This window comes from Haloterrigena gelatinilytica (genome assembly GCF_013342145.1).
GTDB classification, from domain to species: domain Archaea; phylum Halobacteriota; class Halobacteria; order Halobacteriales; family Natrialbaceae; genus Haloterrigena; species Haloterrigena gelatinilytica.
Genome location: NZ_JABUQZ010000001.1, coordinates 3,235,316 through 3,260,754, shown reverse-complemented (window position 1 = coordinate 3,260,754; position 25,439 = coordinate 3,235,316). Strand labels below are relative to the sequence as shown.

The following is a 25,439-nucleotide window of genomic DNA, read 5'->3' as shown; positions in this document are numbered from 1 at the left end:
CCGTGGCGGGCGTTCGATGCCGTCGGAGTCTCCGGTCGTGAAGCCGCGGCCCAGCGATTATGTGACTCGTGCGTCTCGAATGCGGTGTCTGACCGCGATAGAGACGTCCAGTCTGACGAAAACGTACGACGATCTCGTCGCCGTCGACGACCTCGACCTCTCGGTCGAGGAGGGAGAGGTGTTCGGTTTTCTGGGGCCCAACGGCGCCGGGAAGTCGACGACGATCAACATGTTGCTCGATTTCACCCGCCCGTCCGCGGGCTCGGCGACGGTGCTCGGCTACGACGCACAGACCGAGACCGACGCGATCAGCCCCCGGGTCGGTGTCCTCCCCGAGGGATTCGACATCTACCCGCGCCTCTCGGGGCGCCGGCACGTCGAGTTCGCGATCGAGACCAAGGGCGCCGACGACGATCCCGACGCGATCATCGAGCGCGTGGGCCTCTCGGCCGACGACGCCGATCGACCCGCGGGCGACTACTCCAAGGGGATGTGCCAGCGACTCGCGACCGGGATGGCCCTCGTCGGCGACCCCGATCTGCTGATCATGGACGAGCCCTCGAGCGGGCTCGACCCCCACGGTATCCGGGAGATGCAGGACCTGGTTCGCGCGGAGGCCGAGCGCGGAACGACCGTCTTCTTCTCGAGTCACATCCTCCAGCACGTCGAGGCGGTCTGCGACCGCGTCGGCGTGTTGAACGACGGCGAACTCGTCGCCGTCGACACCATCGAGGGGCTCCGCGAGGAGATCGGCGGCGGCGCGGCGATGGAACTGACCCTCGTCGAGGCGGCCGCGGGCCTGCGCGAGACCGCCGCGTCGGTCGCCGGGATCACCGACGTCGTCGCGTCCGATCACGCCCTCGAGTGTACGGTCACCGATTCGGCCGCGAAAGCGGATCTCGTGGTCGCGCTCGACGGTGCGGGAGCAACGATCGAGGACGTGCGGATCGAGGACGTCTCGCTCGAGACGCTGTTCACGGCGCTGACGAACGGTGACGAACGCGAGACAGCGACCGAGACCGAGGCTGCTCCGGCGACCGCGTCGGAGTCGGAGGTGGCCCGATGAGCGGGCACATCGGTACCGTCGCCCGCAAGGAGTTCGAGGACGCCGGGCGCTCGAAACTGCTCTGGTCGCTGATCGGACTGCTCGTCGGACTGGTCACCATTGGCTACGTCGCCATCTGGTACACGGCCGACGACGTCACTGCAGCGGAGGTGCTCAGCTTCGTCGGCACGCCCCTGCAGGTGATCCTCCCCATCGCGGCGCTGATCGCCGGCTACATGGCCGTCGTCGGGGAGCGACGCTCGGGGAGCATCAAGCTCCTCCTGGGCCTGCCGCCGAACCGGACCGACGTCGTCTTCGGGAAGCTACTCGGCCGGACGGCCGTCGTCACCGCCGCCGTCGCGCTCGCGTGTCTCGTCTCCCTGGTCCTCGGCGCGGTCCTGTTCGGCTCGGTTCCGTTCGTCGACTGGCTCGGCTTCGCCGCCGTCTCCGCGCTGTTCGGGGCGGCCTTCGCCGGACTGGCCGTCGGCACCTCCGCCGCCGTCTCCACGCGGGGCAAGTCGATGGCGATCGTCGTCGGGATCTACATGATTCTCATCGCGCTGTGGGAGCTCATCACGGCCGGTCCCTACTACCTCATCTACGGCGAGGGTCCTCCGGTCGAGGCCGAAACCTGGTACCTCGTCGTCGAGCAGTTCAACCCGATCTTCGCCTACACCAACCTGATCAGCCAGATCGTCGAGGGATCGGTGTTCCCGTTCCAGTTCCAGTACGGCCTCCAGTCGGTCGAAGCCTACGGCATGACGCCCGCCGAGCGCTATCCCGGCGACGCGCCGTTCTACCTGCAAGACGAGTTCGGCGTCGTCGTCCTGCTGTGCTGGCTGGTCGTCCCCGTCGCGGTCGGCTACTATCGGTTCAATCGGACGGATCTGTAGCGCTCGAGCGCCGCACGGTTCGATCGTGAATCCAGTCAGTATAGAGCAGAAAGCGTGCAGTCACCGCGAGCGAACGAAGTGAGCGAGCGGGCCGACGACTGACCCGTAGGGGAAGGAGGAGTGCTTTTAATCGAATTTTTGCCGAGGGCGCGGCTTCGCCGCGCCCGTGGTTCGAAAGGCGCCGAAGGCGTCTTTCGTCATCAAGCGAGACCTCCGGTCTCGCGGACCTCGCGAATCGAAGATTCGCTCAGTCACGAGAGAGCTTCGCTCTCTCGAACGACAGAGCAAAACTTCGGTCTCAGAACTGCTGCATCCGCAGCAACTGCGCGTGCAGCGTCGACCCGACCTCGAGGACGTTCGCCTCGTCGACGAAGCCCTCTTCGATGGCGAGTTCGACGGCGCGCGTGCCGACGAGGTTGGCGACGGCCGCCCGCGAGAGGCTGTCGACGACGGCGCGCTCGTCGGCGCTCTCGCCGCCGTAGAACTCCTCGGTGACGGTCAGCGAGATGTCGTCGCTCTCGAAGGTCTCGCCGAGGACGTCCTCGTCGCAGACCGCCACGAGCAGTCCCTCCTGGGTCTGTCGTTCGTTGACGAGCATTCGTTACTCGAGCCGCCAGTCTTCCTCGTCTCGGTCGGACGCCTGACCGGGATCGGCGATGTCGAACCCGCCCTGTGGCTCCTGTCCGCGCTGGGGCTGGGACTGCGGACCGCCGAGGGAGCCGCCCTGGCCTCGTCCCTGGGACTGGGCGTCCGTGCGTTCCTCCATGACGCGCTGTTCGGCGCGCTCGCGCATCTCGTTTGCCTCCTCGGCGATCTCTTCGGCCTCGTCGTACTCGCCGAGTTCCTCCAGAATCTCGGCCTTCTCCTCGAGGACCTTCGTGTTGCGCAGACCCAGCCGAATGGCGTTGTCGATGCAGTGTAAGGCCTCCTCGGCCAGCCCGCGCTCCGAGAGGAAGAAGGCGCGGTTGAACCAGCCCTCGGCGAACCGCTCGTCGATCTCGACGGCGCGCTCGGCGTGGTCGAGGGCCTGGGAGGTCTCGCCGAACTCCCAGAGCGCGTACGCGAGGTTGGTCTCGGCGGTCGCCGCGTGCTCGCTCGAGTCGTCGATGTTGATGGCCTCGCGGTGGGCGCCGATCGCCGCGTCGTACTCCTCGAGTTCGGCGTGGGCGACGCCCTTGTTCACCCACGCCTCCTGCTCTAAGCGCTCGTCCTCGGTGAACTGGGCGGTTCGCTCGAAGGCGTCGGTGGCCTGCTCGTAGCGGTTGATCTGCATGTAGTTCAGGCCGACGTCGAGCAGTTCCTCGGCGTCGACGTCGTCCGTGGCGATGTTCTGGTCGTCGAGCGTGTCGGTGACGACCCGCGAGTCGATGGGGTCGACCTTCCCCGGATCGACGGCCAGCTCCGGCGGGTCCAGATCGAACTCCTCGTAGGCGTCGTCGAATCCCTCGCCGTCGGAGAATCGGTGATCGCCCTCGCGATCGCCTTCTCGGTCAGTCATTGTCGGAAACTAGCGGTGACGACTGTTAAGGGCTGCGACCTCGGGAGTGGCCGACCGACCGCCGTCGAACGTATCGAGTGAAAAGAACTATAAAACAGTTATTCTTCTAACAATACATGGCTGCAATAACGGTCGAGAACGTCTCGAAGCGGTACGGGACCGTGACGGCGCTCGATCGCGTCGACCTGACGGTCGACGAGGGCGAGATCTTCGGCTTCCTCGGACCGAACGGCGCGGGCAAGTCGACGCTGATCAACGTGTTCCTCGACTTCGCTCAACCGGACGACGGTCGGGCGGCGATCTTCGGTCACGACTGCCAGGCGGAGTCCGTCGCGGCCAAGTCCCGAATGGGCGTCCTTCCCGACGGCTACACCGTCTACGACCGACTGACCGGACGACAGCACCTCGAGTACGCGATCGAGGCCAAGGAGGCCGACGTCGAACCGATGGCCGTCCTCGATCGGGTCGGCATCCGCGACGCGGCCGACCAACGGGCCGGCGGCTACTCGAAGGGGATGGCCCAGCGGCTCGTCCTCGGCATGGCATTGGTCGGCGAGCCCGACCTGCTCGTCCTCGACGAGCCCACCAGCGGGCTCGACCCCCACGGGATCAAGCGGATCCGAACGGTCATCCGCGAGGAACGCGAGCGCGGCGCGACCGTCTTCTTCTCGAGTCACATCTTAGAGCAGGTCGAGGCGGTCTGTGACCGCGTCGGCATCCTCTACGACGGCGAACTCGTCGCGACGGACACGATCGAGGGGCTGCGCCAGTCGGTCGGCGGCACGACGAAGCTGCTGATCACGGTCGACCGCGCCGAAGCGGACGTCCTCGAGCGGGTCGAATCGCTCGCGGGCGTCGAGCGCGCCTGGCCGAACCCCGAGGCCGACAGGGTCGAGGTGACCTGCTCGAACGACGCCAAGATGGACGTGCTGATCACGCTCAACGAGGCCGGCGTCGACATCGAGAACTTCCGGACGGAGGAGGCGTCGCTCGAGGAGATGTTCGTCGAGTACACGAGCGGAGCGAACTGATGTCGTGGACGACGATCGCGCGCCGGGAGTACGCGACGACCGGCGACTCTCGAGCGATCCGATGGTTGCTGGCGCTGCTCGCCGGCGCCTGCGTCCTGAGCGGCTACCTGTATCCGATTCTCGGCAGCGAGCCCTACACCACGAAAGCGTTCGCCGGCTTCGGCTTCCTGACCGGGAGCATCGATTACCTCCTGCCGCTGATCGGCGTCTTCCTCGGCTACGGCGCGGTCGTCACCGAGCGGACGTCCGGCCAGTTGACGCTGCTGCTGTCGCTGCCGTACAGCCGCCGCGATCTCGTCGTCGGCAAACTCGTCGGGCGCTCGCTGGCGTTCGCGACGACGCTCGTCGCCGCGCTGGCCGTCGCCGGCGCGCTCGTGGTCTACCCCTTCGGCTCGCTCTCGCCGGGTTGGTATCTGGCCTTCGTCGCGCTGACCGTCCTCTACGGCGTGATCTTCGTCGGCATCGCGACCGCGATCTCGATGCTCACCCGGTCGAAACACCTCGCGACCGCCGGCGCGTTCGGCGCGTACGGGCTGTTCGTCCTCGTCTGGCGGACCGTTCGCGCGGCCCTGGTGTTCGGCCTCGAGACGGTCGGACTGATCGACGGCGCGTTGCCCGACCCCGCGTTGTTCCTGTTCGGACTGAACCCGGTAACGCTGTACGATCGGCTGGTGACCGGGTTCTTCGTCGACGGCGGCGCCGGCCCCTACGCGGAATCGAGCGCCTGGTACCTCAGCGAGTGGCTCGCGCTCCCGCTGTTTCTCGCCTGGGCCGTCGTCCCCGTCGCGCTCGGCTATCTGCGATTTCGCACCACAGACCTATGATCGATCGCACACCCTCCGACGGTACGGTTCTCCGAACGGCCTTCGACGGCGGTGATCGCGGATGAGCTGGCGACCGACCGCACGAAAGGATTTCCGGGATTCGATCCGCTCGCGGACGATCTGGGTCCTGCTCGCGGCGCTCGTCGGCCTGTTCGTTCTCGGGAGCGCGGTCTTCGGTCCGGAGTCCGGAGCGTTCCCGGCGTTCGTTCGGACGGCGTTCGGGAACGTCTACGGGCTGGTACCCCTGATCGGCATCGCGTTGGGCTACAAGGCCGTGCTCTACGAGCGCGAATCGGGAAGTCTCGTCCTCGCGCTGTCGCTGCCCCAGTCGCGCCGGGACTTCGTCGCCGGCAAACTCGTCGGGCGCTCGCTCGTGCTCGGGTTCCCGCTGGTCGCCGGACTGGTCGTCGCCGGCGCGGTCGCGGCCGCGCAGTACGACTCCGCGGCGCCGGCGTCGTATCTGGTCTTCGTCGGCGCGACCGTGCTGTACGGCGTCGCCTTCGTTTCGATCGCGATCGCCTGCTCGATGAGTTTCGAGACCGATCGGCAGGTTCTCGTCAGGGCGATCGGCCTCTACGTCGCGCTCGACCGGGTCTGGATCTGGCTGGTGGACACGATCGTCTCGGTTCTGTTCCGTTTCAACGCCCCGTCGCCGATCCCCGACTGGGCGGTGGCCCTCCAGTTGGCGTCGCCGAGCGAGGCGTACCGTCACCTCGTCGCCGTCCGGTTCGAGGTCGATTCCGCACACGCCCACCTCGCCGCGGAGGCCCCGGTGGTCATCAACTCCTGGACCGCACTGGTCGTTCTGGCGGGCTGGGTCCTCGGTCCCGTCGCAATCGGTTACCTCCGCTTCAGGGACGCCGACCTCTGACCGGAGACGACCGATTTGGTCGCTGTCGTCCCCTGACTGCGGCACTCTTTCACAAGATGTCAACGCAAAAATTTTAGTAATGCAACTGCTTAGTGGAAGTTGCATGTCCCCGCCAAATCGTCCCCGATCGACAGCGACGCCCTCCGCGTCGACGGACCGCTCTCGAACCGATCGCCTCTGCTCCCGGCGCACGTTCATCGCCGCCGGGAGCGCGACCGCGCTGGCCTCGCTCGCCGGCTGTTCGGCGGTCGCCGACTTCCTCGCCGACATGGCGCTCCAGGAGGTGAACGTCTTCAACGGCGCCGACGAATCGGTCAGCGGAACGATCGAGGTCGTCGACCCCGACGACGAGACCGTCCTCGAGGAGACGTTCGATCTCGAGGCGTCGTCCGAGGACGACGAGTCCGACGAGAACACCGAGGCGACGGCCCAGTACGACGACGTCTGGACCGATTCCGGCGACTACGAGGTCACGGTCGCGCTCGACGACCCCCTCGAAGAGGGAACCACCGACGACTCGAGCGACGACTCCGGAAACGAGACGAACGAGACGAACGAATCCGACTCGACGGCCGACGAGGAGCTGGCCAACGCGTCCGTCGAGGACGGCGACGTCGAGCCCGACGCCGCCAACGAAACTGACGGGAACGAGACCGACAACGAGACTGACTCCGACGACCCGTCACAGAGCGGCCCGAGCAAGACCGACACCGTGTCGATCGACGATACCGACGAGCAGAGCCTCGTGATCGGCATCGCGCAGGACGAGCCGGCCGACCTGATCAGCTACCACGTCATCGAGGACTTCAGCGACCTCGAGGACGAGTTCGAGTGATCGGTCCCGGGCCGTCGACCGCATAGTCCCGCACTGGTTTTTCTCCGCGTCGACGGCGACGAGCGCCGCGCCGCCGACGTCGCCCGGCACACGATTCAATAGCCTGCCGACCGGACGCCCGATATGCGACTGTTCGTTAGCGTCGACCTCCCCGACGACCTCGCGGCGTCGGTCGCCGACCTGCAAGCCGAGTTCGATGACGCCAGCGGGCTGAACTTCACGGATCCCGAGCAGACCCACGTCACGCTGAAGTTCCTCGGCGACGTGGACGAAGATCGACTGCCCGCCCTCGAGGGAGAGCTCGAGGCCGCGGTCGCGGACGCCGACGTCGACCCCTTCACGGTCCGCTACGGCGGCCTCGGCGTCTTCCCGAGCCTCGACTACATCAGCGTGGTCTGGTTCGGCACCGAAACGGGCGGCGAGGAACTCACGCGGCTCCACGAGGCGATCGAGGAGCGAACGACGGCGATGGGATTCGAGGCGGAGTCTCACGACTTCACGCCTCACGTCACGCTCGCGCGGATGGAACACGCCGGCGGCAAGGACCTGGTTCAGGAACTCGTCCGCGAGCGCGACCCGACGATCGGCGAGACGACGGTCGAGGAGGTGCGCCTGACCGAGAGCGCGCTCACCGATTCGGGGCCGGTGTACTCGACGGTCGAGTCGTTCCCCCTCGAGTAGCCGGCCGCCGATAGCGGCCGCGTCGGTTCGGCGACGATAGTGAGTGTCCCCGCCGCGAGAGTCGCTGTGCGGGCCGGAAGCGGCCGCTCGGCGAATGCAAGGTCGACATCGATACCGACGCCCGGCGTAGCGAGCGGACACGATGGCCGAGACCGCCGTCGATCGCTCGTGACGCCGTCGCTTCCGACCGGACTCGACGACGCGGCCGCAAGCGGGCGCGTCGTCTCGCGCCGAGAGGTGCTGGCCGCCGTCGGCGGCGCGGCCGGCGTCTCGTGGTCTCGAGCCGACGCTCGAGCGGTCGCCGACGCCGCCGAGACGCCGTTTCGGATCCGCGTCTATTCCGGCCCGCTCCCGTTGCGGCTCCGACTGCCACACGCCGTCGCCGGATCGGGCGACTGGCCGCCGGCGCTGCGGGACGCGACGGCGGCCGTCGAGGACGCCGTCGCACAGGTTCTCGACTACGCCCGCGAGCGGTCGCGACTCGAATCCCTCGAGATCACCGTCGAGCGCGCCGGATCGATTCGGCACTCCCGTTCGGCGGTGCAGCGCCCGTCCGACGCCGTCCTTCCCTCGCTCGAGACGGTCCTCGACGGGTTCCACCGTCGGCTTCGGGAACGCGACGCGCTGACGGGCTCGACCTGCCACCTGCTGCTGCGTTGGGAGCCGCTGAACTACCGGATCGGCTACGGCGGGACGCTGTCGCCGAACGCGCACGTCGGCGACGACGCCCACGGGAGCCCCGGCGACGCGCTGACGGTGGCGAACGTCGGCGCCAGCGAGGTCTGGGATTCCCGGGCCGTCACGCGAAACATGGCGATCCACGAGACGCTGCACACGTTCCTCTCGAGCGACGTCGCCGAGGCGGTCGGCGACTCGCCGTGCGATCACGACCTCGGCGAAGCGATCCGGACCGACGACGAGACGCTGCGCGTGTCCCCGATGGCGTCGGCCTACGCCGGCCGGGACGAGATCGGCTCCGGCACCCGGTTCCACGGCACCGGCTGCTACGACCACGAGGCGTTTCACCGACACGACGGCGCCGACGGCGTCGAGAACTGGACGTACACGACCGACCTGAGCGAGGCGACGCTCGAGGGGGTAACGCGATATCTCGAGCGGGCTGTAGGCCCGTAACCGCCGGCGATGGCGCCGTCGACCCGCGTCGCGAAGATGGACAAGATTTTAAGCCACCGCGGGCTACGTTCGGCTACTATGGGTAAGAAATCGAAGGGCAAGAAGAAGCGTCTTGCCAAACTCGAGAACCAGAACAGCCGCGTGCCGGCCTGGGTCATGATGAAGACTGACATGGAAGTCCAGCGCAACCCCAAGCGACGCAACTGGCGGCGCAACGACACTGACGAGTAACGATGAGTGCAAGTGATTTCGAGGAACGCGTCGTTACCGTTCCGCTGCGCGACGTCAAGAAGGGGGCCAACCACGAGGCCGCCGACTACGCGATGCGGCTGATTCGCGAACACCTCGCGAAACACTTCGCGGTCGACGAGGACGCCATCCGTCTCGACCCCTCGATCAACGAGGAAGTCTGGTCGAACGGTCGCTCCAACCCGCCGCGAAAGCTGCGCGTCCGCGCGGCCCGCTTCGACGAAGAGGGTGAGGCCGTCGTCGAGGCCGAGGTCGCCGACTAAACTTGCAACGCCTCGCCTTCGCCGGGTCGGCGTACGTCGGCGTCTTCGCCCGCGCGACCGACTCGTGCGTACTCGTTCGCCCGGACGTCGACGACGACGTCGTCGCCGATCTGACCGACGAACTCGAGGTGCCCGCGGTGCAGACGACCGTCGGCGGTTCCTCGACGGTCGGCGCGTTAGCCACGGGTAACGAGAACGGGCTGCTCGTCAGCGCCCGCGTCCTCGAGTACGAGCGCGAGGCGCTCGAGGAGGCGGTCGACGTGCCCGTCGCGGAGCTGCCGGGGAACATCAACGCCGCCGGAAACGTCGTGCTCGCCAACGACTACGGCGCGTACGTCCACCCCGACCTCCCGCGGGAGACGGTCCAGATCGTGAGGGACACCCTCGAGGTCCCCGTCGAACGCGGCGACCTCGCGGGCGTTCGCACGGTCGGAACCGCCGCGGTCGCGACGAACTCCGGGGTGCTCTGTCATCCCAAGGCGACCGACGAGGAACTGGACGTCCTAGAGGAGACGCTCGACGTCCGGGCTGACGTCGGCACCGTCAACTACGGCGCGCCGCTGGTCGGCTCGGGGCTGATCGCCAACGAGTCCGGCTACGTCGTCGGCGAGGACACCACCGGACCGGAACTGGGCCGGATCGAGGACGCGCTCGGCTATCTCGACTGATCGGCCGTTCGACCGACGGTTCGTTCTCTCCGGAACGTTTCGGAACGCTACTCCTTTTGTCGGGGCTGGACGTGGTCTCGAGTGGGAGATGTCGCTTCGAACCCGATACTGGAGGGTCGAGGCGTATCTCGAACGCCATCCGGTACCCTACTACGGACTGCTGTTCCTCTGTCCGCTCGTCACCCGCGTCGGTTACGCCGCGGTCCGCTCCGAACCGCTCGCCGACGCGGCGCGTAGCGGGATCGTGTTCGCAACGACGTTCGTGCTCGTCACCGCATTGATGCGGTCGATACTCGACTGACTCCGGCTGACGACGCCGCGAATCGCGGGATCACGGACCGGCTATCGCGGTTCGAACCGGTGGCGGACGACCTCGCTATCGTCGTCCCACTCGAAGTCGTCGTGGGCGCGCTCGAGCAGGCGCCGATACCCCTCGAGGTCGTCCATCCCCTCGGCTCGGGCGTCTTCGTCGGTCAGATCGCCGAGCGTCCGTTCGGTCACGTCGGTCACCTCGAAGGTCGTGTCGTCGATGGCGAACGTGTCGCCTTCCTCGGCGTACCGGTGGCCGCGGTGGATCTGGGTGACCTCGCCCTCGAGGACGTGATTGCGCATTCGGTCGCTGGGCAGCAGGTCGTCGGCGTCGAGTTCGGTCATGGTTCGGCGGAGCTACGACGCCGCGCGCAAAGTCAGTTAGCCCCTCGCGATACCCTGACCGTCGTAGCGACGCGACTCCGCAGGACGAGACGGCGCCGTCTCAGGACGCGACCGACGGGAACCCGCCCTCCGAGTTCGACGGCGTCGAACCCGCCGCGATCGGTCGCCGGAAACGCGGCCCGCGTACGTTCCCCGGCGGCTCTTCCGGCGGCAGCCCGGTCAGATATCGGCCGTTCGGTCCGGAGACCGCCGGAACGCCGACGGCTACCGCGAACGGTGTCGGGGCTTCGATGGAAAGGAACATTCTTCCGACTGCCTGCCGGAGTCATAGCCATGAGTCGGTTTGCGGTCACCGGCCGGGTTGCCGATTACGACGGTTTCGCGCGCCGCGAAACCGCGGCCGTGACCGAAAACGAGAGCGTCGGTTGCGAACGCGTTCTCTCTCGGCTCGAGAGTCGATGCGGACCGAAGCGAAGACAGATCGAACTCGAGGACGATACCCAACAATGAGTCAGCAACAACTACAGCAGCTGTCCCAGGAGCTACAGGAGATCGAAGAACAGATCGAGGCACTCGAACAGAGCGTCGAGGGCGTCCAGCAACAGAAAACCGAGACCGACGAGGCCATCGAGGCCCTCGAGACGCTGGATACGGACTCGACGGTACAGGTGCCCATCGGCGGCGGCGCCTACCTTCGAGCCACCATCGAGGACATCGACGAAGTGATCGTCGAACTCGGCGCCGACTACGCCGCGGAACTCGAGGAGGACGACGCCGTCGACGCCCTCGAAAGCAAGAAGGAGAACCTCGACGACCGGATCGACGAGATCAACAGCGAGATCGCCGAGCTCGAGACCGAGAGCGAGGAGCTCGAGCAGCAGGCCCAGCAGCTTCAGCAGCAGGCGATGCAACAGCAGATGCAGCAGATGGGCCAGGGTCAACAGCCCGACGAGTAACGACGGGCCCCCTTTCCCACCATGTTTGACAACCTGAAGGAGAAACTCGGGAGCTTCCGGAAAGACGCCGAAGAAGCCGCCGAAGAGAACGTCGAGGAGGTCGACGAGGACGAACTCGAGGAGGCGCAAGCCGAGGAGATCGAGGCCGAGTCCGAGCCGGCAGCCGACGCGGCCGCGGCCGGCGAGGACGACGCGACGACTCCGGACGCTCCTGATACCACCGGTGAACCGGTCGACGAGCCCGAGAGCGAACTCGAGGCCGAGACGGCGGCGCCGAACGAGACGACGGCGGCCGGCGCCGAACCGGAGGCCGACGAGCCGGAACCCGCGTCGACCCCCGACGCGGCTGAGACGGCCGACGCGGCCGAGACAGCCGGCGCGGCGTCGACGGACGATCCGTCGGCCGCGGAGCCGGAACCCGAGGCCGAGCCCGAACCCGAAACAGAGGCGGAGCCAGAGCCCGAACCCGAAACAGAGGCGGAGCCGGAGCCCGAACCCGAAACAGAGGCGGAGCCGGAGCCCGAAGCCGACGAGGAGGAGAGCTCCGGACTCGACCTCAAGGGAATCATCAAACGCGGCAGCGAGCCCGACGAGGAGACGGACGAGACCGAGGACGAACCGGCTGCCGACGTCGAGTCGGCCGACGCAGCCGAGAGCGAACTCGAGGCCGAGACGGCCGACGCGGCCGAGGCCGACGCGCTCGAGGACGACGATGAGGAGGTGGACGCGGACGCGGACGCGGACGCCGACGAGGAGTCCTCCTCGACCGGGTTCGGTACCAAGGCCCGCTCGCTCGTCAAGGGGAAGTTCGTCATCGAGGAGGAAGACCTCGAGGGCCCCCTGCACGAACTCGAGATGGCGTTGCTCTCGAGCGACGTGGAGATGGGCGTCACCGAGGAGATCCTCGACAACCTGCGAGACGAACTGATCGGGGAAACCCGCTCGTTCACGACCTCGACGGGCGACGTGATCGAGGAGGCGTTACGCGACGCGATCTACGACGTGATCAGCGTCGGTCAGTTCGACTTCGACGAGCGCATCGCCGCCGCGGACAAGCCGGTTACCATCGTCTTCACCGGCGTCAACGGCGTCGGGAAGACGACGTCGATCGCGAAGCTGAGCCGCTACTTCGAGGAGCGGGGCTTCTCGACGGTGATGGCGAACGGGGACACGTACCGCGCCGGGGCCAACGAGCAGATCGAGCAACACGCCGAGGCGCTCGGTACGAAGCTCATCACCCACGAACAGGGCGGCGATCCCGCCGCCGTGCTCTACGACGGCGTCGAGTACGCCGAGGCCAACGACATCGACATCGTGCTCGGCGACACCGCGGGTCGGCTCCACACCAACGAGGGGCTGATGGACCAACTCGAGAAGATCGATCGCGTCGTCGGCCCGGACATGACGCTGTTCGTCGACGAGGCCGTCGCCGGACAGGACGCCGTCAACCGCGCTCGCGAGTTCAACGAGGCCGCCGAGATCGACGGGGCGATCCTGACGAAAGCCGACGCCGACTCCAACGGCGGCGCGGCGATCTCGATCGCACACGTCACCGGGAAGCCGATCCTGTTCCTCGGCGTCGGTCAGGGGTACGACGACATCGACCCGTTCGACCCCGACGAGATGGTCGATCGCTTGCTCGAGGACGACGAATAGCGATCGAACGGCGTTCCGGCGTCGATTCCGGCTACTTCGCGGTCGCAACTCGTCGATTCTCCTTCGAGGCGCGGACCGACGAACCGGCATTCGACGGAAATACGAAACTTACATATAATATCTGTCTGACACCAATGTATGCGCAAACCCCGTTCCCGCCGCGCCCTTCTCACATCGATGGTGGGGCTGTCTCTGGGGGCTGCAGGCTGTTTCGAAGGCGATCTCACGAATTCGGAGTCCGAAGAGTCGCTCGATTCCGGCGTCGTCCCGGCCGACGAGTTCGACTGCGACGACGTCGATCGGCCTGACCCGTCCCCGCCCGTCCGCGACGAAGCTCTCGAACCCGCGACGTATCCGACCCCGCCGGACCCGCTGCTCGAGTCGGCCGGCGAGTACGTCCGCGATTTCGAAGCGGCGTACCAGCACAACGCCTTTCTCGAGGAGTACGGGTCTGAGACCGAGGAGTTCGAGTTCGACCTCGAGGCGAGGGACGCGAAACCGGTCGACGCGGAGTCCGATCGCGAGGCGAAACTGGTCTCGCTCGTCTACGATCTGACGACCAAAATACGACGAACGCCCGAGGAATCGGAGCGGTCCATCCGCGTCACCTACTACCTCGACGACCGGATCGTCCTCCGGGCTCGCTACGCCGGCCTCGCCGACGAGCCGACGTTCGATCCCGACCCGCGGAGCGCGGGCGACCCCGTCGCCTGTTTCCACTGAGACGGCCGCTCAATTACCGGAAAATACTGCATGCATCGGTGACGACCTTCGATCGAGCGGACCGATCTAACTCCGTTACCGTCCGCTTCGAGGGGGTCTCTCGACTGCAAGGAGAGTCGCGGCTTCGGAAGGAGGCAATATTTTCTTGTTCGGATGACCCTCGTCATGATTCGCCCCTTTGCAGGGTGGTATAGGGCTAGGGTGTTACTACCCGCTAAACGATGGTCCTTCACGATACTGTGACCGCGCTGGCTACTGGCAGCGCTCGCCAGCGGTGGTATCTATGAATACGACGGAACAATACAAACAGAACAAGCACCCGCTCGACGTTATCGACGACGTCTACGATTACGCCGACGAGGAGCTCTCCTTCGAGGAAATCGAGGAGCGCGCCGGCGGCGGCGAATGGGAGCGTCTGAAGTGGGCCGGCATGTACGCCCAGAAGCAGGAGGGCTACTTCATGATCCGGACCAAGGTGCCGGGCGGCAAGCTCACGCCCGAGCAGGCCGAGGTCATCGGCGAGGTCACCGAGGATTACGCCGTCGCTCCCGAGGAGTACGGCGGCGAAGAGCAGAACGAACTCTGGGGCGACGCCTACCTCGACATCACGACCCGCCAGGACATCCAGAAACACTGGATCCGCGTCGAGGACGTTCCGGAGATGTGGGAACGGTACGACGAGGTCGGCCTGACGACGGTTCAGGGCTGCGGGGACTCCGCCCGGAACGTCCTCGGCTGCCCCGCCGCCGGTCTCGACGACCACGAGTGCTTCAACGCGCAACCGGTCATCGACGCCGTCTCCGACTACTTCACGAACAACCGCGAGTACGCGAACCTCCCGCGGAAGTTCAAGATCACGATCACCGGCTGCGCCCACGACTGCGCGCAGTCCCAGATCAACGACGTCGGTCTCGTCCCCGCGAAGAAGGAGATCGACGGCGAGTACCTCTACGGCTTCCACGCCCGCGTCGGCGGCGGTCTCTCCGACGGTCCGCGGATGGGCTCGGAGCTCGACGTCTTCATCCGACCCGAGAACGCCGTGGAGTTCTGCCGCGCCGTCGCCCAGACGTTCAAGGAACTCGGCGACCGCAACAACCGCGGCGTCTGCCGCATGCGGTACCTCGTCGAGCAGATGGGTCCCGAGAAGTTCGAGGAGGCCGTCCGCGACCGCTGTACGATCGACCTGCCCACCGGCGGCGAGAACCTGACCGTCGGCTACCAGGGCGACCACGTCGGCGTCCACGAGCAGAAGCAGGACGGGCTCAACTACGTCGGCTTCAACGTGATCGCCGGCCGCATGGGCGGCGACGAGTTCGCCGCGGCGGCCCGCGCCGCGAAGAAGTACGGGACCGAGGACGCCTCCGTGCGTCTGGCGACCGATCAGAACTTCCTGATCACCCACATCCCCGAGGAGAACGTCGACGATCTCCTCGCGGAGCCGTTCGCCCGGGAATACAGCCCCGATCCGGGGCCGTTCTCCCGCGGTGCGGTCGGCTGTACGGGCAACGAGTTCTGTAACTACGCCATCATCGAGACGAAAAAGCGAACCAAGCGCTGGGCCCGCGAGCTCGACGAGCGCATCGACGTCCCCGACGACATCGAGGCCATCCGGATGCACATGTCCGGCTGCTCGGCGTCCTGCGCCCAGCCCCAGATCGCCGACATCGGCTTCCGCGGCGAGACGGTCAAAGTCGAGGACGAGAACAGCACCAACGCCGAGGGCGACAACATCGTCGAAGGGATGGACTTCGGTCTCGGCGGCTCGCTCGGCGCCGACAACGAGTTCCTCGACTGGGTCGAGAACGCCGTGCCCGCCCACGCCGTGATCCCCGCCCTCGAACAGCTGTTCGAGGCCTACAGCGAGGGTCGCGACGACGGCGAGAAGTTCTACGAGTGGACCCGCCGCGTCGACAACGAGCGCCTTCGCAAGATCATGCAAGGGGCCGACGCGCCGGTCGCACGAGGTGTTGCCCATGGGGACTAACGGCGAGGACGAACGCAGTGAGTCCGCGAAGAAGCGAGCGGGAGCGAGCGGCGAAGCCGCGAGCCGCGAGGACGAGGCTAAGACCGAGGAGCGCGTCTTCCCGACCGTCCCCGAGTCGAACACGGACGACGACGAAGCGGTCATGTTCCCCGAGACGGGCGGCGCTGCGCCGCGCTCCCGCGAGGGAACCGAGCACGCTCGAGACGGCGCCATCGCCGCCGACGGCGGTAATACTGAGGGCGACAGCTGCTCGCCCGACACCTGCACCTGCGGCGAGAAGACGGCCGAACCGGCCGCGGCCGCAGGCTCGGCCGACGACAAGCGCGTCGCCACCGACGGCGCTGGCGCCGCCAACGTCGACGAGATGGGCGAACTCGGCGAACTCGAGTTCACCGAGCCCGCCGAGGGCGTCAGCCAGGACGTCTACGACGACGCGCCCGACACCCACGTCGGGATTCCGGAGGGCGTCGACCTCGACACCCCCGAGTACTCGATCCGATCGCAGATGAACGACATCGAGACGCCCGACGAGAAGACCTGGTTCATGGAACTGGACGAGGCCGTCATCGACGAAGGCCGCTGTATCCAGTGTGGGACCTGCGTCGCCGCCTGCCCGTCCGACTCGATCGGCGTCGGCGAGGACGATCTCCCGAAGCTGGTCAAGATGTGTACCGGCTGTTCGCTCTGTTGGGACTTCTGTCCCCGCGGCGGCATGCGCTACGAGCGCCAGTGGAAGATCACCGGCGGCGAGGACAACGTCAAGGGCGCCGGCGATCCGATCACGGAGTTCTCCGCGAAGGTCGAGGACGACTGGACCGATCAGGCCCAGGACGGCGGCGTCGTCACCGGCGTCCTCTCGACGCTGCTCGAGGAGGGCGAGATCGACGGCGCCCTCGTCGCGACCGAGAGCGAAGAGGAAGAGTGGAAGGCCGAGAGCTTCCTCGCGACGACCACCGAGGAGCTCATCGAGAACGCCGGCACCGTCTACAACCAGACGCTCGCGCTCGGTAACCTCGACCTGAAACAGTGGGAGCACAAGCTCCCCGACAAGGACTGGGACGACCTCTCGCTGGCCATCGTCGGCACGCCGTGTGAGATCGAGGGCATCCGCGCCCTGCAGGACTTCGAGTGGGACTACCAGGCCCAGAACGAGGGCATCCGCGCGGTCGACTACACGATCGCGCTGATGTGTACGAAGAACTTCAACTACCACAGCCTCATGGGCGAACAGCTCGAGGAGAAGCGCGGCATCTCCCCGTCGGAGATCGGCAAGATGGACGTCCTCAACGGGAAGATGATGGTCTACGACCACGACGGCGAGATGATCGTCGAGGAGGACATCGAGAACTTCCACGACGCCGCGCTCAAGGGCTGTGACGAGTGTGCCGACTTCACCGGCTTCTGTTCGGACATCACCGTCGGCTCCGTCGGCTCTTCCGACGAGTACTCGAGCGTCATCATCCGGACCGACCAGGGGATGAAGGCCTGGGAAATGACCGAGCCGAAACTCGACTACCACGATCTCGAGGATCGCTCGGCGATCGGCAAGCTCCAGGGCTGGGACAAGAAGAAGGCCTTCGAGAGCCTCGAGCGTCCCTTCGACCCCGACGCGCCCCGGTTCATCGACTACACCGACCACGCCGAGAACTACGGCACCGCCCTGAACCCGCACGACCAGGGTCACTGAACTGAGTCGGTTCGCGTCGATTTCGTTTCCGTTCGTTCGGTTCACGCCTCGATCGCGTACGCCGTCACGTCGCCCGATTCGTCGACGGTCACCGAGACGGACTGGCCCCTCGCCTCGAAGAGGTCTCGCACCGCCTCGGCCGGATCGGGAGCGATCTCGGCCGGGAACAGGAGCTCTACCGTCCCGTCGACGTCCGGGCCGCGCCGTTCGGCGGTCGCCTGCACGACCGCTCCGTCGTCGACGTGGACCGTCACCGCGAGGGCCGGCCTGTCCGCGACCGTCGTCTCGCTCTCGAAGCTGACGGCTCGGACGCCGTCGCCGCGCTCGAACGCGCGGGGGTTCTCGATCGGCACCGCCTCGTCGTGTTCGGCGTCGAGATACCGCTCGAGTCGGTCGACGTACTCGGTCTCGAGCGCAGTTTCTACGAGCGGTTCCGCGTTCTCGGCGTCCAGTTCCGCCAGCCGCGCCTGCTCGTCCATGGTCGCCACGAGACGAGTTTCGCGGAAAAGAAACGGCCTCGTAACCCGTGACTCGAGCAGAAGCGAGCCGATACCAATTAGTGCGCCGTCGGCGTAGCGGCGGTCATGTCACGGGGAATCGGTGTCCTCCCGCAGATCCAAGAGCTCGTTCCCGAGTGGGCGGCGCTGCTGGTCGCCCTCCTGACCCAGCTGGGGGACGTCTGGTTTCTGGCCCTCCTCGTCGGGGTCGTCTACTGGCTCCGCCCGGACGACCGCGAGGACGCCGCCGTCCTCGTCGGGCTGATGCTGGCCGGCTTCTCGCTGGTGACCGCCCTGAAATACGCCTTCGCCCTGCCCCGGCCCGGCCAACCGCTGGCCGAACTCGAGGCGCTGGGGCCGCTGGCCCGGTCGCTGTACGAGGCGACGGGGACCGCCGACGGCTACGGCTTCCCGAGCGGACACGCCCTCCTGACGACGGTCGTCTACGGCGGCCTCGCCTGGCGGCTCTCGATCGGGACGGCCCGCCAGCGGGCCGCCGCTGCGGCGACGGTCGTCTCGCTCGTTTCCGCCTCGCGGATCGCGCTGGGAGTCCACTATCTCGTCGACGTCGTCGCCGGGGTCGCCGTCGGGCTGGCGTTCTTGATCGTCGCCGACCGGTTGACGGCCCGCTACCCGACCGACCAGCAGACGGTCGCGTTCGCGATCGCCGTCGCGGTCGGCGTCGTCGCCCTCGCGACGAGCGGCGCCGCGATCGACGCCGTCTTGGTCTTCGTCGCCACGCTCGTCGTGTTCGGCGGGTTGCAGTTCGCGCGCGGCGGTCGCGACCGGTCGTCCGCTCGAGGGTGACCGACGGCCCGAATTTTGTCACAGCACGACGCCGGACTGCAGCACCGCGATCAACACGGTGAGCACCGGGATCGCCAGCAGCGTCGTCAGGAACACGCACGTCGAGACGTACTCCGAGACGAGCACCCCGTCGGAGCGGACGCCGCCGGCGAACTCGATGACGAGGATCAGCGGCGTCACCGCGGCCGGCATCGCGGTCTCGAGGACGAACACGCGCGCGACGGTCGGGTTCTCGAAGCCGACGAGCAGCGCGATACCGAGACCGATCAGCGGTGCGACGACCATCTTGAGCGCCGTCGCGGACCAGGCGCGGGAGACCGCTGAAGCGGTGTCGGTGCGCGCGAGCTGGATGCCGAGGATGAGCAGCATGAGCGGAATCGAGGCGTCGCCGACGAGTTGCAACGTCTCCATCGCCGCCGTGTCGGCGGGCGGTACCAGATCCAGCGCTCGGGCGACCAGCGCGGCGACGACGGCGTAGGCCAGCGGAATGTAGAACACCCGGCGAACCCCCTCGAGTCCGGCGGAGCCGCTGCTCCGGGAGGCGATGTAGACGCCGAGGGTGTACATCAGCACCGACTGGATCGAGAGGTAGAGGACGGCCGTCTCCCGGCCGACGTCGCCGAACGCGAAGTCGGAGACGGGGATCCCGAGGTTCCCCGAGTTAGTGAAGATCGCGACGAGGACCAGGGCGCTCAACGCCGGCTCGCGCTCGCCGGTGGCGCGGCCGATCAGTTCGGCGAGACCCCACATCGCCGCGGTAAAGAGGAGGACGCCGACCGTCACTCGCGCGAGCGTCGCCGCGGCGAGTTCCGTGACGGCGAGACTGTGAAACACCAGCGCGGGCGCCAACACGTAGACGACGGCCGTGTTCAACGGCTCCGGATCGATCTGCTTGACGGTCGCCAGGACGTAACCGACCCCCGCGATCGCGACGATCGGCCCGATCGCCGAGGCGAAGATGCCGATTAGGTCGGCCATCGGTCAGCGCTCACCCTCCCCGCGAGACGGTCGGCTCGAGGGACGCGTCGCCCTCGCAGTCGTGCCCTGCATCACGGCTGTGATACTCTCAGTGCTCGGTATGGGCGTTACGGTCGGAGCACTGACTGCTCCTTCCGGTGTCGCGGCCCCGTTCGTCCTTTAAGTGGTTCTGGTCACAAGGTAGAGCTATGACGGGAGAACGCGGTTCTTCGGGGCACACTTTCTCGTAGTCGCTACTGTCGTTCGCTCGGCGGTCCAGCCCTGCGAACGCGGACTGAATTTAAGTGCTTCTCGTCACAAGGTGAAGCTACGACGGGACAGCGTCATTCTCCGGAGCGCAATCTCGAGTAGCCGCGGCTGAATCGCTCGGTGATTCCGTGTGGCGAACGCGATTTCCTTTAAGTATCTCTGGTCACAAGGTCAAGATACGACGGAGAGGCGGTCCTTCTCGAGTGATTCTCGACCGAGGAGTTACTACGTTCGCCACGTGAGCAGCCCACATTTCGCTGAGTCGCTTTAAGTGGTTCTGGTCACAAGGTAGAGATACGACGGGAGAGCGTCGTTCTGCGGAGTCCAATTTCGCGTAGTTACCACTCCGTTCGCCCGGTGGTTCGGTGTAGTGGCTGCGACCGCTCTTTAAGTGCTTCTGGTCACAAGCTGAAGATACGACGGGAAGCCGTCGTTCTCGAGGTGCTCAACTGACCAGCCCCGGGTCTCGGCGCCACTGGTTTCAGGGGACTTATCCCTCAAGTCGGCAAGAGACGACCGTATGACAGCCGACGCGCGGATTCGAGTCGCAACGCCGGACGACGCCGCCGCGGCCCGCGATATCTACGCTCCCTTCTGCGAGTCGACGGCGGTCACGTTCGAGGAGGCGCCGCCGACCGAAGCCGAAATGGCCGATCGAATCGCGTCGACCCTCGAGACCTATCCGTGGCTCGTCTACGAACGTGGAGGCGCGGTCGTCGGCTACGCCTACGCCAGCCGGCTGCGAGAGCGCCGAGCCCATCAGTGGACGGTCGAACTCTCCGTCTACGTCGCCGACGACGCCCGTCAGTCGGGCGTCGGTCGCGCGCTCTACGAGTCGCTGTTCGCGGTTCTCGAGCGCCAGGGCGTCCGCGACGGCTACGCCGTGACGACGGTCCCCAACCCCGAGACCGAGCGGTTCCACGAGCGGCTTGGCTTCGAGCGCTGCGTCGACTTTCCCGCGATCGGCTACGCCGAAGGCGAGTGGCGCGACGTCGCCTGGTGGCGCCGATCGATCGGCGAGAAGACGGCCGATCCGGAGCCGATCACGCCGCTGCCCGCGCTTCGGGATCGACTCGACGAAGCCGACTGGGACGCGCTGGTTCGGACGGGCGAGATCTGAACGCAGTGAGGATCTCGGCACGGCGAGCGGGGAACGGATGTGACCCGCGAGGACTCCCTCGAGTCCTGAGCACCGGCCGCGGATCGGAATCGCGCGTTCCCGTGTCCCAACGCCCGTGCGCGGGAACCACAGTCGCTTAGTGGATCTGTCACGCCAGTTCCTCCCATGGATCCATCGGAGTACGGCACCTACCTCGTCACCCAGCAGTCGATCTCCGGCGACCGCTCGACGGTCGACGTCGTCCGCGCGGCGATCGCGGGCGGCGTCGACGTCGTCCAACTGCGCGAGAAGGACACCGACGCCCGCTGGCGGTACGAACTGGGCCTCGAACTGCGCGAACTGACCGCCGAGGCGGACGTGGACCTGATCGTCAACGACCGGGTCGACGTCGCCGAGGCGATCGACGCCGACGGCGTCCACGTCGGCCAGTCGGACCTCCCGGTGGCCGTCGCGCGGGAGTTGCTCGGCCCCGAGGCGATCGTCGGCTGCTCGACGGCGACGGTCGAGGAGGCCCTCGAGGCCGAGGCCGCGGGGGCGGACTACCTCGGCGTCGGTACCGTCTACGGGACGACCTCGAAGGACGTCGACCGGTACAAGAACGGCGTCGGCCCGGAGCGGATCGCGGAGATCGTCGACGCGGTCTCGATTCCGGTCGTCGGCATCGGCGGCGTCACGGCCGACAACGCGGCCCCGGTCGTCGAGGCCGGCGCGACCGGCGTGGCCGTCATCTCCGAGATCACCGCGGCCGACGATCCGCGGGCCGCGACCGCGGCGCTCGCGGACGTCGTCGAAACTGCGAAGGGGGTCGGGGACGCATCGGTAGCCGATGAGTGATTCACTACCCGATGGTATTACCGGCGACGACCTCGCGGACTCGCTGCGCGCGATCGACCGGGGGTCGCCGCTCGTCCAGCACCTGACCAACGAAGTGACGATGAACGACGTGGCCAACCTCACCCTCCACTGGGACGCGCTCCCGGTGATGGCCGACTCGCCGGGCGACGCCGGCGAGATGGCCGCCGGCGCCGCCGCGATCCTGCTCAACACCGGACAGGTGCCCGAGGGGAAAGTCGAGGCCATGCACGATGCCGGGGCGACCGCCGCCGAGCGCGACATCCCGGTCGTCCTCGACCCCGTCGGCGTCGGGGCCACGCCCACGCGGGAGGCGGTCGCCGAGGCGCTGCTCGAGGACCTCGACTTTTCGATCATCAAGGGCAACTACGGCGAGATCAGCGCGCTCGCGGGCGTCGAAGCCGAAGTGAAGGGCGTCGAGTCGGTCGGCGAGTACGACGAGATCGAGGACGCGGCCCGGTCGCTGGCGGACTCGACGGGCGCGACGGTCGTCGCCTCGGGCGTCGAGGACGTCGTCGCGACCGACGACGGCGCGGTCCGGCTCGCGGCCGGCCACGAACGGCTCTCGGAGGTCGTCGGCACCGGCTGCATGCTCGGGGCCACGCTCGCGGCCTTCCGCGGCGCCGTCGACGACGCGCCGACGGCCGCCGTCCACGGCGCGCTCGCCTTCGGCATCGCCGGCGAACGCGCGGCCGAGATGCCCCACGACGGGCCGGCCAGCTTCCGGACGAACTTCCACGACGCCGTCGCCGGCTTCGATCCGGACACGGCGGCCGAACTGGACCTCGCAGGGCGACTCGAGCGCGTCGACTGACGACAGTTTTCGAGAGGGTCCACCTCGCGGGAGCGATTGAAACCGTTTTAACCGCCCCGGGTGAACGTCAGCGTATGGCACGAGAAAACCTCGAAGACGCAGCAGCGACGCTCCGAGACGCCGCGGACGCCGCCTCCGACGACGAGACCCGCGAGCGCCTCGAGAACCAGGCCGACGAGTTCGCCACCCTCGCCGAGGCCGACCGCGGCCCCGACCACGGCAAACTGGCCCGTCACGAGCACATCCTCTCCGATATCGCCGACGAAGAAGGCGGCGAGGTCGCCGACCAGGTAGACGACGCCCTCGAGTCGGTCCGGGCGTTCCGGGAGACGGTCGAAGGCGTCTGAACGCGCTCGAAACAGCGCGGAATCACTCGTTTTTCGGTCAGTTCACGGTCACGATCAGCGTCCGGTCGCGATCAGCAGACGGGCTTGGGGTTCGCGCCCATCGCCTCGAGGCTCTCGACGTACTCGTCGTAGGCGGCCTCGATCGCGCCGTCGGCGGCCTCGTGGGCGCGCTCGCGGTCGTCCTCGTCGTCGCAGACGTCCTCGAGGAGGTCCGTCGCGCGCTCGAGCTGGGCGTCCAGATCGTCGCCGAACTCGCGGAAGACGCTCGCGGTCTGGGGGTCGGCGTCGCCGACGAAGTAGCCGACGACCTGGTCCTTCGAGCGCTGGCTCGCGAGGATCCGGCCGACGAAGGCGCCGACGCGCTCGACGGTCGACTCGAGGCCGCGCAGGTACTCGTGGAGCGCGGGCACTTCCTGCGGTTCGTACTCCTCGTCTCCGAGTTGGTCGAGGACGGTCTCGTAGTGGCCCTGCTCCTCCTCGGCGGTGGTCTCGAAGGCCTCGCGGGCCGCCTCGTGGCTCTCGTCGTCGGCCCACTCGAGGAACGTCTGCCAGGCGGCGTGTTCGGCGTCGGCGGTCGCCCGGAGGACGGGTTCGGTGTCGATGTCGCCGTCGGTGTCGGCGTACAGCGACTTCGAGGACCCGAGTCGGGAGAGCGCGGTCTGGTTGTCCTCCTCAACGGCTTCGACGAACGCCTCGGCAGCTGTCATACCGGCCCCTTCGACGGGCCTCGAGTTAGGTCTGTCGCGATAGCGCTCGCGGCCCGTCGGGGCGCGGTCGGGAGCCGACCGGGAGAGTAGCCGGTCCATTCCGACTATCAGCCGCCGGTTAATACCGCCGCTCCTGACGATAACCGAGCTATAACAATCACCCTATATCGAATTTCCTCGATCGGAATGAAACGACGAGTGTACCTCGCGACGGCCGGGGCGACGCTGTTCGCCGGCTGTTCCGCCCTGAGCGGTTCGGAGACCGACGAAGAAAACGGCGACGAGAACGGTAACGAAAACGGCGACGAGAACGGATCGTCGGACCCGATCAACGAGGATCCGGGCTCGTTCGACGAGTTCGAGGACCTCTCGAAGTGGACGGTGATGGAGGGCTCGATGAGCGCCGACGAGGAGCGGACCCACGTCGGCTCCCAGTCCGCCCGAATGGACGCCGACGAGTCCGACACGCGCGTCATGATCAAACGCGAGTTCGACTCGCCGCGCGACCTCTCCGACGAGCTCCCCGCGCTGGCGTTCGCGAGCGATCACGACGTCAACCCGATCGTCCAACTGTCGGACACCGACGGCAACCGACTGCTGCTCCAGTGTGCGGTCGAGCCCGACGGCTCGTTCGCCCGTCACGACCTCGGGTTCAACAAGACCGTCGGCGACCCGGACCTGAGTTCGATCGCACACACAAAGATCTCGTTCTGGGCCGGCGATCGAGAGATGTCCCTGTGGGTCGACGACTACCACTTCGTCAAGCGACCCGACACCGGGAAAGTGCTGCTCGAGTTCCCCGACGAGTCGGCCGCCGTCGACGCCGCCCCGGCGCTCGCCGAGCACGATCTCCCCGCGACCGCGTTCGTCAAGACCGACTACGTGGGCGGCTCCGGCTATCCCTCGGTGGACGAGCTCGAGTCGCTCCAGGAGGACGGCTGGACGATCGCCAGCGAGGGCGCGACCGGCACCGATCTCACCGCGCTCGACGCGGAGAGTCAGGAAGCCGAGATCACCGGCGCCGTCTCGTGGCTCGAGGACCACGGGTTCGACGCCGAGTACTTCTCGTACCCCCTCAACCGGTACGACGACACCACCCTCGAACTGGTCGAGAAGCACCACGACCTCGGGTTCGTCGGCGGCTTCCCCGGTCACGGCCACGTGACCAACCCCGCCATGGTGCCCCGCGCGACCAACCCCGACGCCGAGGAGGCCGAGACGCTCCTCGAGTGGACCGCCGACCAGCGGACGATCACGACGCTCTCGTTCCGCGAGCTCGAGAACCTCGACGCGACGCTCGAACTGGTCGCCGACCTCGAGTCGAACGGCGATCTCGAAGTCATCACGCCCGCGGACCTCGCGTCGGACTACCTGCACGAATAACGTCGTATTCCGGCAGTAGATCGGGTTTTTTCT

The 25,439-nt window shown here is 67.2% G+C and carries 29 protein-coding genes; 23 read left to right on the top strand and 6 right to left on the bottom strand.

The features are described from left to right. Window positions 1-88 precede the first annotated feature (88 nt). Together HTZ84_RS16235 and HTZ84_RS16230 are read left to right on the top strand one after the other, a co-directional pair. Entirely contained in the window at window positions 89-1,066 is a 978-nt protein-coding gene (locus HTZ84_RS16235) for an ABC transporter ATP-binding protein (RefSeq protein WP_174682606.1), read from the top strand. Then, window positions 1,063-1,938, top strand: coding sequence for an ABC transporter permease (locus HTZ84_RS16230; protein ID WP_174681630.1), 876 nt, complete (start codon window positions 1,063-1,065; stop codon window positions 1,936-1,938). Before HTZ84_RS16235 ends, HTZ84_RS16230 begins: the two co-directional genes overlap by 4 nt. Before the next feature lie 298 nt (window positions 1,939-2,236). Here the strand turns inward: HTZ84_RS16230 and HTZ84_RS16225 are convergent, their stop codons facing one another. Continuing rightward, on the bottom strand, window positions 2,237-2,536 hold the full coding sequence (locus tag HTZ84_RS16225; RefSeq protein ID WP_174681629.1) for a DUF424 domain-containing protein: 300 nt from the start codon (window positions 2,534-2,536) through the stop codon (window positions 2,237-2,239). A gap of 3 nt (window positions 2,537-2,539) precedes the next feature. Continuing rightward, window positions 2,540-3,436, bottom strand: a complete 897-nt coding sequence (locus HTZ84_RS16220) for a tetratricopeptide repeat protein (RefSeq protein ID WP_174681628.1) — start codon at window positions 3,434-3,436, stop codon at window positions 2,540-2,542. A 116-nt stretch (window positions 3,437-3,552) separates the two neighbouring features. Here HTZ84_RS16220 and HTZ84_RS16215 point away from each other — a divergent pair, with 116 nt between their 5' ends. From HTZ84_RS16215 to HTZ84_RS16170, 10 genes are all read left to right on the top strand, one after another. After that, entirely contained in the window at window positions 3,553-4,467 is a 915-nt protein-coding gene (locus HTZ84_RS16215) for an ABC transporter ATP-binding protein (RefSeq protein WP_174681627.1), read from the top strand. Beyond that, window positions 4,467-5,291: an ABC transporter permease gene (locus tag HTZ84_RS16210; RefSeq protein ID WP_174681626.1), complete on the top strand. Its 825-nt coding sequence runs from the start codon at window positions 4,467-4,469 to the stop codon at window positions 5,289-5,291. The genes HTZ84_RS16215 and HTZ84_RS16210 overlap by 1 nt, the downstream gene beginning before the upstream one ends. Window positions 5,292-5,352: 61 nt before the next feature. Further along, the gene (locus tag HTZ84_RS16205) at window positions 5,353-6,162 is read left to right on the top strand and encodes an ABC transporter permease (protein ID WP_174681625.1); all 810 of its coding nucleotides are present in this window, start codon (window positions 5,353-5,355) and stop codon (window positions 6,160-6,162) included. Window positions 6,163-6,265: 103 nt separating this feature from the next. Further along, window positions 6,266-6,997: a hypothetical protein gene (locus HTZ84_RS16200; RefSeq protein WP_174681624.1), complete on the top strand. Its 732-nt coding sequence runs from the start codon at window positions 6,266-6,268 to the stop codon at window positions 6,995-6,997. Between the two features lie 123 nt (window positions 6,998-7,120). Beyond that, on the top strand, window positions 7,121-7,678 hold the full coding sequence (thpR, locus tag HTZ84_RS16195) for an RNA 2',3'-cyclic phosphodiesterase (protein ID WP_174681623.1): 558 nt from the start codon (window positions 7,121-7,123) through the stop codon (window positions 7,676-7,678). A 168-nt stretch (window positions 7,679-7,846) separates the two neighbouring features. Continuing rightward, the gene (locus HTZ84_RS16190; protein ID WP_174681622.1) at window positions 7,847-8,812 is read left to right on the top strand and encodes a hypothetical protein; all 966 of its coding nucleotides are present in this window, start codon (window positions 7,847-7,849) and stop codon (window positions 8,810-8,812) included. A 78-nt stretch (window positions 8,813-8,890) separates the two neighbouring features. Then, the gene (locus HTZ84_RS16185; protein WP_004267621.1) at window positions 8,891-9,043 is read left to right on the top strand and encodes a 50S ribosomal protein L39e; all 153 of its coding nucleotides are present in this window, start codon (window positions 8,891-8,893) and stop codon (window positions 9,041-9,043) included. A gap of 2 nt (window positions 9,044-9,045) precedes the next feature. Then, window positions 9,046-9,324 (top strand): 50S ribosomal protein L31e, encoded by a 279-nt coding sequence (locus tag HTZ84_RS16180; protein WP_008892985.1) that lies wholly within the window; start codon window positions 9,046-9,048, stop codon window positions 9,322-9,324. Between the two features lie 2 nt (window positions 9,325-9,326). After that, window positions 9,327-9,992, top strand: a complete 666-nt coding sequence (locus HTZ84_RS16175) for a translation initiation factor IF-6 (RefSeq protein ID WP_174681621.1) — start codon at window positions 9,327-9,329, stop codon at window positions 9,990-9,992. A gap of 88 nt (window positions 9,993-10,080) precedes the next feature. Next, entirely contained in the window at window positions 10,081-10,293 is a 213-nt protein-coding gene (locus tag HTZ84_RS16170; protein ID WP_174681620.1) for a hypothetical protein, read from the top strand. 41 nt (window positions 10,294-10,334) lie between these two features. Here the strand turns inward: HTZ84_RS16170 and HTZ84_RS16165 are convergent, their stop codons facing one another. Beyond that, window positions 10,335-10,646 (bottom strand): ASCH domain-containing protein, encoded by a 312-nt coding sequence (locus HTZ84_RS16165; RefSeq protein ID WP_174681619.1) that lies wholly within the window; start codon window positions 10,644-10,646, stop codon window positions 10,335-10,337. A 506-nt stretch (window positions 10,647-11,152) separates the two neighbouring features. On the opposite strand from HTZ84_RS16165, the gene pfdA reads away from it, so the two are divergent. The 5 genes from pfdA to HTZ84_RS16140 all read left to right on the top strand — a co-directional run bounded on the left by pfdA (window position 11,153) and on the right by HTZ84_RS16140 (window position 17,652). Further along, complete coding sequence (gene pfdA / locus HTZ84_RS16160) at window positions 11,153-11,602, top strand: prefoldin subunit alpha (protein ID WP_012941465.1); 450 nt, start codon at window positions 11,153-11,155, stop codon at window positions 11,600-11,602. 21 nt (window positions 11,603-11,623) lie between these two features. Beyond that, on the top strand, window positions 11,624-13,258 hold the full coding sequence (ftsY, locus tag HTZ84_RS16155; RefSeq protein ID WP_174681618.1) for a signal recognition particle-docking protein FtsY: 1,635 nt from the start codon (window positions 11,624-11,626) through the stop codon (window positions 13,256-13,258). 138 nt (window positions 13,259-13,396) lie between these two features. Further along, window positions 13,397-13,981: a hypothetical protein gene (locus HTZ84_RS16150; protein WP_254611770.1), complete on the top strand. Its 585-nt coding sequence runs from the start codon at window positions 13,397-13,399 to the stop codon at window positions 13,979-13,981. 283 nt (window positions 13,982-14,264) lie between these two features. Further along, on the top strand, window positions 14,265-15,965 hold the full coding sequence (locus tag HTZ84_RS16145; protein WP_174681617.1) for a nitrite/sulfite reductase: 1,701 nt from the start codon (window positions 14,265-14,267) through the stop codon (window positions 15,963-15,965). After that, window positions 15,955-17,652: a Coenzyme F420 hydrogenase/dehydrogenase, beta subunit C-terminal domain gene (locus HTZ84_RS16140; RefSeq protein ID WP_174681616.1), complete on the top strand. Its 1,698-nt coding sequence runs from the start codon at window positions 15,955-15,957 to the stop codon at window positions 17,650-17,652. Before HTZ84_RS16145 ends, HTZ84_RS16140 begins: the two co-directional genes overlap by 11 nt. A 41-nt stretch (window positions 17,653-17,693) precedes the next feature. Here HTZ84_RS16140 and HTZ84_RS16135 read toward each other — a convergent pair whose 3' ends face one another. Beyond that, on the bottom strand, window positions 17,694-18,131 hold the full coding sequence (locus tag HTZ84_RS16135; protein WP_174681615.1) for a hypothetical protein: 438 nt from the start codon (window positions 18,129-18,131) through the stop codon (window positions 17,694-17,696). A gap of 105 nt (window positions 18,132-18,236) precedes the next feature. On the opposite strand from HTZ84_RS16135, the gene HTZ84_RS16130 reads away from it, so the two are divergent. Beyond that, window positions 18,237-18,956, top strand: coding sequence for a phosphatase PAP2 family protein (locus HTZ84_RS16130; protein ID WP_174681614.1), 720 nt, complete (start codon window positions 18,237-18,239; stop codon window positions 18,954-18,956). Window positions 18,957-18,974: 18 nt separating this feature from the next. Here HTZ84_RS16130 and HTZ84_RS16125 read toward each other — a convergent pair whose 3' ends face one another. Beyond that, the gene (locus HTZ84_RS16125; protein WP_174681613.1) at window positions 18,975-19,934 is read right to left on the bottom strand and encodes an AEC family transporter; all 960 of its coding nucleotides are present in this window, start codon (window positions 19,932-19,934) and stop codon (window positions 18,975-18,977) included. 769 nt (window positions 19,935-20,703) lie between these two features. Here HTZ84_RS16125 and HTZ84_RS16120 point away from each other — a divergent pair. The 4 genes from HTZ84_RS16120 to HTZ84_RS16105 all read left to right on the top strand — a co-directional run bounded on the left by HTZ84_RS16120 (window position 20,704) and on the right by HTZ84_RS16105 (window position 23,316). Continuing rightward, complete coding sequence (locus HTZ84_RS16120; protein WP_174681612.1) at window positions 20,704-21,303, top strand: GNAT family N-acetyltransferase; 600 nt, start codon at window positions 20,704-20,706, stop codon at window positions 21,301-21,303. 165 nt (window positions 21,304-21,468) lie between these two features. After that, a complete protein-coding gene (gene thiE, locus HTZ84_RS16115) occupies window positions 21,469-22,137 on the top strand; it encodes a thiamine phosphate synthase (RefSeq protein ID WP_174681611.1) in 669 nt (222 codons plus the stop codon). Continuing rightward, the gene (thiM, locus tag HTZ84_RS16110) at window positions 22,130-22,969 is read left to right on the top strand and encodes a hydroxyethylthiazole kinase (RefSeq protein WP_174681610.1); all 840 of its coding nucleotides are present in this window, start codon (window positions 22,130-22,132) and stop codon (window positions 22,967-22,969) included. The genes thiE and thiM overlap by 8 nt, the downstream gene beginning before the upstream one ends. Before the next feature lie 74 nt (window positions 22,970-23,043). Then, the gene (locus HTZ84_RS16105) at window positions 23,044-23,316 is read left to right on the top strand and encodes a DUF7553 family protein (protein WP_174681609.1); all 273 of its coding nucleotides are present in this window, start codon (window positions 23,044-23,046) and stop codon (window positions 23,314-23,316) included. A 71-nt stretch (window positions 23,317-23,387) separates the two neighbouring features. Here the strand turns inward: HTZ84_RS16105 and HTZ84_RS16100 are convergent, their stop codons facing one another. Then, entirely contained in the window at window positions 23,388-24,023 is a 636-nt protein-coding gene (locus tag HTZ84_RS16100; RefSeq protein ID WP_174681608.1) for a rubrerythrin family protein, read from the bottom strand. Window positions 24,024-24,209: 186 nt separating this feature from the next. Between HTZ84_RS16100 and HTZ84_RS16095 the strand changes: the two genes are divergently transcribed. Then, on the top strand, window positions 24,210-25,406 hold the full coding sequence (locus tag HTZ84_RS16095; RefSeq protein ID WP_174681607.1) for a polysaccharide deacetylase family protein: 1,197 nt from the start codon (window positions 24,210-24,212) through the stop codon (window positions 25,404-25,406). Window positions 25,407-25,439: the final 33 nt, after the last annotated feature.